8 protein-coding genes are annotated in these 6,523 nt (G+C 69.3%); 2 read left to right on the forward strand and 6 right to left on the reverse strand.

The window, feature by feature from the left end:
- Positions 1–92: 92 nt before the first annotated feature.
- The 6 genes from NY1_RS34655 to NY1_RS34680 form a co-directional block, all read right to left on the reverse strand.
- Complete coding sequence (locus NY1_RS34655; protein WP_067721401.1) at positions 93–809, reverse strand: cation efflux transmembrane domain-containing protein; 717 nt, start codon at positions 807–809, stop codon at positions 93–95.
- A complete protein-coding gene (locus tag NY1_RS34660; protein ID WP_067721386.1) occupies positions 809–1,138 on the reverse strand; it encodes an ArsR/SmtB family transcription factor in 330 nt (109 codons plus the stop codon). The genes NY1_RS34655 and NY1_RS34660 overlap by 1 nt, the downstream gene beginning before the upstream one ends.
- A gap of 64 nt (positions 1,139–1,202) precedes the next feature.
- On the reverse strand, positions 1,203–1,613 hold the full coding sequence (locus NY1_RS34665; RefSeq protein WP_067721387.1) for an arsenate reductase ArsC: 411 nt from the start codon (positions 1,611–1,613) through the stop codon (positions 1,203–1,205).
- A gap of 75 nt (positions 1,614–1,688) precedes the next feature.
- Positions 1,689–2,444: an aquaporin gene (locus NY1_RS34670; protein WP_067721388.1), complete on the reverse strand. Its 756-nt coding sequence runs from the start codon at positions 2,442–2,444 to the stop codon at positions 1,689–1,691.
- Positions 2,441–2,812 (reverse strand): ArsR/SmtB family transcription factor, encoded by a 372-nt coding sequence (locus tag NY1_RS34675; RefSeq protein WP_067721389.1) that lies wholly within the window; start codon positions 2,810–2,812, stop codon positions 2,441–2,443. Before NY1_RS34675 ends, NY1_RS34670 begins: the two co-directional genes overlap by 4 nt.
- A gap of 85 nt (positions 2,813–2,897) precedes the next feature.
- Complete coding sequence (locus tag NY1_RS34680; protein ID WP_067721390.1) at positions 2,898–3,761, reverse strand: helix-turn-helix domain-containing GNAT family N-acetyltransferase; 864 nt, start codon at positions 3,759–3,761, stop codon at positions 2,898–2,900.
- Positions 3,762–3,861: 100 nt separating this feature from the next.
- Between NY1_RS34680 and NY1_RS34685 the strand changes: the two genes are divergently transcribed.
- Both NY1_RS34685 and NY1_RS34690 read left to right on the forward strand, forming a co-directional pair.
- Positions 3,862–5,229, forward strand: coding sequence for an FAD-dependent oxidoreductase (locus tag NY1_RS34685; RefSeq protein ID WP_067721391.1), 1,368 nt, complete (start codon positions 3,862–3,864; stop codon positions 5,227–5,229).
- A gap of 8 nt (positions 5,230–5,237) precedes the next feature.
- On the forward strand, positions 5,238–6,467 hold the full coding sequence (locus NY1_RS34690; protein ID WP_067721392.1) for an MFS transporter: 1,230 nt from the start codon (positions 5,238–5,240) through the stop codon (positions 6,465–6,467).
- Positions 6,468–6,523: the final 56 nt, after the last annotated feature.

The following is a 6,523-nucleotide window of genomic DNA, read 5'->3' on the forward strand; positions in this document are numbered from 1 at the left end:
GGCAAGTCCTTTGAACGCGAGGTCAGGATGTTCAGGCTTCCAGTCCGGTCCGCCGAGCACGTTCGGCCGGTATTCCGTAGTCGGGGAGGGAGTCAGTCGTCGCAGCAGGAGCAGTCGCGCCCGTCCGCTCGGACTGTTGCGGCGAGAGCAGCGGGTGAGGGGCAGCAGGTATCGCCACGCCATGCGTTGACGCCTTCCTTGATCGCGATGCCCGCGATCACCAGGGCGGCGATGGGGTCGGCCCACGACCAGCCGAACAGGCTGTTGAGCAGCAGTCCGACCAGCAGTACGGCAGAGAGGTAGGTGCACAGCAAAGTTTGTTTGGAATCGGCTACGGCAGAAGCGGATCCGAGTTCGCGCCCGGCGCGACGCTGTGCCCACGAGAGCACCGGCATCACCGCCAGGCTCACTGCCGCCAGCGTGATGCCGATCGGAGAGTGCCGCGCCTCCCCGACGCCGAGAAGTCCACGGACGGAGTCGGCGGCGACGTAGGCGGCCAGGGCGAAGAAGGAGAACGCGATGATCCGCAGCGTGACCTTTTCCCGTTTCTCGGGATCGCGTCCCGCGAACTGCCAGGCGACCGCTGCCGCCGAGGACACCTCGATCACCGAATCCAGGCCGAACCCGATCAGCGCGGCGGAAGAGGCGCGGGCGCCTTCACTCAGCGCGATCATCGCCTCGATGACGTTGTAGCTGATCGTGGCCGTGACGAACCAGCGAATGCGCTTCGCGAGCAACGCCTTCCGCTGCGGCGACGGACCCAGCGGCACTGCCGCCGACGGTGAGGGCATCCCCAGTGACTGCGACATCAGCAGCATCCCTCGGTGTCGGAGTCCGGACAGCACGCCGGATCGACAGCCAGCACCAACCCCGTCAGATCCTCGAGCGCTCGCCCGATCCGCGCATCAGCCAACTCGTAGCGCGAGCGTCGCCCTTCCGGCACCGCGACCACCAGCCCGCAACCCCTCAGGCATGCAAGGTGATTCGACAGGATCTGACGGGAGACCCCGATCTGCTCGGCCAGGTCTGAGGGATACGCGGGGGCCTGGCGCAGGCTCAGCAGGATCTGGGTGCGGGTGGGGTCCGAAAGCGCATGGCCGAAACGAGTCAGCGCATCCCGGTGCAGCAGAGTGTCCACAAGATAACAGTACAGAAGAATCTGTATTCAGAAAACAATGAACTGTTGGCAGTCCGCAGGCTCGCTACGTGGCGGGCAGTAGTTCTTCGATGAGGCGTTCGACGCGGGTGCGGATTTCGTCGCGGATCGGGCGGACAGCGCCGACGCCTTTGCCCGCGGGGTCGTCGAGTGTCCAGTCGCGGTAGTCGACGCCGGGGAAGTACGGGCAGGTGTCGCCGCAGCCCATGGTGATGACGACGGTGGAGGTCTGCACGGTATCGGGGGTGAGGATTTTCGGGGCCTGGGCGGTGATGTCGATACCGAGTTCGGCCATGGCCTCGACGGCGGCGGGGTTGATGGACTCGGCGGGTGCCGTTCCCGCGGAACGGACTTCGATCGCGTCGCCGGCGAGATGGGTGAGGAATCCCTGGGCCATCTGCGAGCGGCCGGCGTTGTGGACGCAGACGAACAGCACGCTGGGCTTATCGGAGGTCATGGGGTGGGATGGGTCCTTTCAGGAGGCGCGAAGCCGATAACGGTGATGTGGGAGGCGAATCGGCGGACCGGCCGGTCATCGCGAGTTCCCGGAATCGGTCCGGGGCTGATGTTCGGAGTCGGGGTGTGGGACCACGACTTGATCGGCGTTGTCGCCGGCGTCGGGGTAGAGGACGGTGATCAACGCCAATCCGGCGGCGGCGCCGAGGATTTGGGCGGCGATGTAGGCGGGCGCGGAGCTGGGAGCGATGCCGGCGAAGGTGTCGGAGAAGACGCGCCCGAGGGTGACGGCGGGATTGGCGAAGCTGGTGGAGCTGGTGAACCAGTACGCGGCGCCGATATAGGCGGCGACCGCGGCGGCCGAGAGGGCGCCGCGGCCGGTGCGGGCGAGAGCGAAGATGACCGCGATCAGTCCGGCGGTGGCGACGAGTTCCCCGATCAGGTGACCGGTGGTGATGCGGTCGTGGGTCGACAGCTGCCATGCCGGTAGGTCGAACATGATGTTGGCCAGCACCGCGCCCAGGATGCCGCCGAGGATCTGGGCCAGGCCGTAGGCCCCGGCTCCGAGCAGGCTCAGCCCGGTGCCGCGGCGGCGACCGGCCCACCAATCGGCAAGGGAGACAACGGGGTTGAAGTGCGCGCCCGAGACAGGACCGAACACCAGGATCAGTACACCGAGACCGAACACGGTGGCGGTGGAGTTCTCCAGCAACTGCAGTCCGGTGTTGCCGGGCGAGAGTTGCGCGGCGGCGATCCCGGAGCCGACCACGATGGTGACCAGTGCCGCGGTGCCGACGAATTCGGCCAGCAGCCGGCGCGGCAGGTCGATCACGAGACTGCCTCGGCCGCGTAGCCGAGCAGCTGCGACAGCGGCGCCAGCGCGGACGGCACCAGCCGGTAGTACACCCAGGAGCCGCGGCGCTGACTGGTCAGCAGCCCGGCCTCGCGCAGCACTTTCAGGTGGTGGGAGATGGTGGGCTGAGAGATGTCCAAACCATCGGAGATATCGCACACGCACGATTCCTGCCCGGCACGGCCGGCGATCGCCGACAGCAGCCGCAACCGGACCGGGTCGGCGAGCGCCTTGAAGGTGGCGGCCAGCGCAATGGCCTGCGGTTCGCTCAAGGGCGCCGCGACCAGCGGCGCGGACCCGCAGTCGCGCGTGCTGACATCGGTCAGCGACAACTCTGATTTCGACACGCATCGATATTGATGGGTGTCGAATCCGGGAGCAAGCGAACATCCGGTGAACGCCGGCGCTACCAACGCTCAGGCCGGAATCCGGTCAGGCGCAGCCGCCGCCGCGGCGTTCGAGCAGGACGGTGTCACGCCATCGGCCGTCGAGCTGGGCGATGCGTTCGCGCACGCCGACGGTGCGGAATCCGGCCGAGTGGTGCAGGGCGATGGCGGCCCGGTTCTCCGGGAAGATCGAGTTCTGCAGCGTCCACAGACCGTCCTGGTCGGCGGCGATGACCTGGGTGCGCAGCAATGCCTTGCCGACACCGCGCCCGCGCATCCCCTCGGCGACGTAGACCGTGGTCTCGGCGACGCCACGATAGGCGTCGCGGCCGGAAACCGGTGCGGCGGCGGCCCATCCGACGACCTGGCCGTCGATCTCGGCGACCCATCGGTGCCCGGGCAGCCAGGCGCGGTCGAGGACCTCGGCGGCGGGGACGGCGGTATCGAAGCCGGCGTTGCCGGTGGCGATGCCCTCGCCGTAGATGCGCCGCACCGCCTCCCAGTCCTCCTCGGCCAGGGCGCGCACGGTGACATCGGAGGGGATGTCGGCCGGGCAGCAAGGCTGCGGCGGCAGGACGCCCATGACCACGTCGGCGGCATGGGGCAGGCCGGTGCAGCAGGCCGGGTTGATCGCGACGATCGTGCTGGTGCGGTCCTTGTGGACCGAGACGAATCCGACGTCGGCCAGCTTGCGCACATGATGGGACACCGTCGGCTGCCCGACCCCGAGCACCTCGGCGATCTCGCCGATCGTGGTGCCCGCGGGCTGCGCGGCGACGTGGTGCAGCAGCCGCACCCGGGTCGGGTCGGCCAGGCAGGCGAACCAGCTCGCATAGGTGGCCGCGTCCGCGATCGGCAGCGCGTCCACGCGGTGATCGGTGCGCACGACCGGCATGTCCAGCGATGTCATCCCACCACTATATCGATAGACATCGATGGTTGCATCCATCGACGTTCGTCGATACAGTTCCAGTCATTGAATCGATGAGTATCGATGAAAGGATTCTCCGATGAACGACTTGCCCGTCGTCGTAGTGGGTGCCGGACCGATCGGCCTGGCCGCCGCGACCGAACTGCGCGAACGCGGCCTGACCCCGCTGGTTCTCGAGCGCGGCGACAGCGCCGGTGCGGCGGTCGCGCAGTGGAACCATGTGCGGGTCTTCTCCCGCTGGGCCGAGCTGATCGCCCCCGCCGCCCGGCGCCTGCTCGAATCCACCGGATGGACCGCACCGCAAGAGGATTCGTACCCGACCGGGAGCGACTGGGCCGGCGACTACCTCGTGCCGCTCGCCAAGGCCCTGGGTGAGGACGTGGTCCGGGTCGGGACAGAGGTCATCGGTATCTCACGCCGCGGCCGTGACCGGGTCGTGGATGCCGGACGTGAGAGCGAACCGTTCACCGTGCGCGTGCGCCACGCCGACGGCCGCGAAGAGCGCCTGCTCGCCCGCGCGGTCATCGACGCCTCCGGCACCTGGGGCGGGCCCAATCCGCTCGGTGGCGACGGACTGCCCGCGCTCGGGGAAGCCGCTGCCGCACACGCCATCTCTTACCGCGTCCCCGATCTCGACGACGAGCACGTCCGCGCCCGCTACGCCGGTGCGCACACCGTGATCGCGGGCAGCGGGCACTCGGCGCTCACCGCGATCATCGCGCTGGCGGGCCTGGCCGAACAGGCACCCGGCACCCGCATCACCTGGGTCCTGCGGCGCGGGGAGGTCGGCAACACCTTCGGTGGCGGCGACGCCGATCAGCTGCCGGCCCGCGGCGCGCTCGGCCAGCGCGCGAAGCGAGCACTCGATCAGGGCTTGCTGCAGGTGGTCACCGGATTCCGCACCGCCGCAGTCGAACCCGCCGACGGTGACCGGGTCAGGTTGGTCTCCGAGGCCGGGACCCGGATCGAGGACGTGGACCAGGTGGTGACCCTGACCGGATTCCGGCCGCAGCTGGAATGGCTCTCCGAAGTGCGGCTCGGCCTGGATCCGGTCCTGCAGGCCCCGGTGCGGCTGGCTCCGCTGATCGATCCGAACGTGCACTCCTGCGGCACCGTCTACCCGCACGGCGTCACCGAACTGTCCCATCCCGAACCCGGGTTCTACCTGGCCGGGATGAAGAGCTACGGCCGCGCCCCGACCTTCCTCGCCCTGACCGGCTACGAGCAGGTCCGCAGCATCGCCGCCGAGCTGGCCGGCGATCACGAATCCGCCACCCGCGTCGAACTGACCCTGCCGGACACCGGCGTGTGCGGAGGCGCGGGCGTCTTCGACAACCCCGGCACCGTCGAAGAGGCCGGCGCAGGCGGCGGCTGCTGCGGCGGCGGGAGTTCGGCTGCGCCGCAACTGATCACCCTGGGCACCGGCGCGGGCACCGGCTGTAACTGATCCACCCGATGACGAAACTCGAAACCACCGCGCCGACCGGTTCGCTCTCCCGAGCCGGTCTGCGCCGGGTCCTGGCCGTGTTGTGCCTGACGGAAATCACCAGCTGGGGCATCCTGTTCTACGCTTTCCCCGTCCTCGCTGTCTCCATCAGCGACGACACCGGCTGGTCCCTGCCCACGATCACCGCCGCGTTCTCCCTGGGTCAGCTCGCCGCCGCCCTCACCGGCATACCCGTCGGCCGCACCCTCGACCGCATCGGCCCTCGCACCGTCATGACCCTCGGCTCACTGCTGAGCGTCGTGGCGGTCGTAGTCATCGCGACCGCACCGAGCCCGGCCGTGTTCTTCCTCGGCTGGATCCTGGCCGGAGCGGCGATGGGCGCGGTGCTCTATCCGCCCGCGTTCGCCGCGCTGACCCGCTGGTGGGGTGCGGACCGGCTCGAGGCCCTGATGATCCTCACCCTCGCCGCCGGACTCGCCAGCACCGTGTTCGCCCCGCTCACCGCCGTGCTCGACGCCCACAACGGGTGGCGCACAACCTATCTCATCCTGGCCGTCATCCTGGCAATCGTGACCGTCCCCGCGCACTGGTTCGGACTGCACGGACCCTGGCCCGACGCGCCTGCCGCGGTACACGACGCCTTCGCCGACCATGCCACCGTCATCCGCAGCCGCGGGTTCGTCATGCTCGTCATCACGTTGTGCCTGGCCGCCTTCGCAACCTCCGCCGCCGTGTTCAATCTCGTTCCCCTGCTTCAGGAACGCGGATTCTCCCCGGCCCTCGCGGCGTGGGCCCTCGGGCTCGGCGGTGCCGGGCAAGTACTGGGCCGCATCGGCTACCTGCCCCTGGCCGCCCGCACCACCGTCTTGACCCGGACCCTCACCATCCTCGCCGCCACCGCCCTCGCCACCGCGCTCCTCGGACTCGCGACCGGGACGACAGTTCTGATCGCGGTCTCCATCGGCGCCGGCCTGGTCCGCGGCGCCTTCACCCTCATCCAAGCCACCGCCATCACCGACCGTTGGGGCGCAACCCATTACGGACGCCTCAACGGCCTGCTCTCCGCCCCGGTAGTCATCGTCATGGCACTCGCACCCTGGGCAGGCACCGCACTGTCGGCCTGGACCGGCAGCTACGCCCACGCCTACCTCGCACTCGCCGCCATCGCCGCACTCGCAGTGCTCACCGGCACCACCGCCGGAGTGCCCGCTCCACCCGGAAAGGCCGTCGGGGCATAGCCGAGCCGCCGCCGGAACATCAGCACAGCAGCATCCGACGCCCAATCACGACCGTC

It is taken from the genome of Nocardia yamanashiensis NBRC 100130 (assembly GCF_001613325.1).
GTDB lineage: Bacteria > Actinomycetota > Actinomycetes > Mycobacteriales > Mycobacteriaceae > Nocardia > Nocardia yamanashiensis.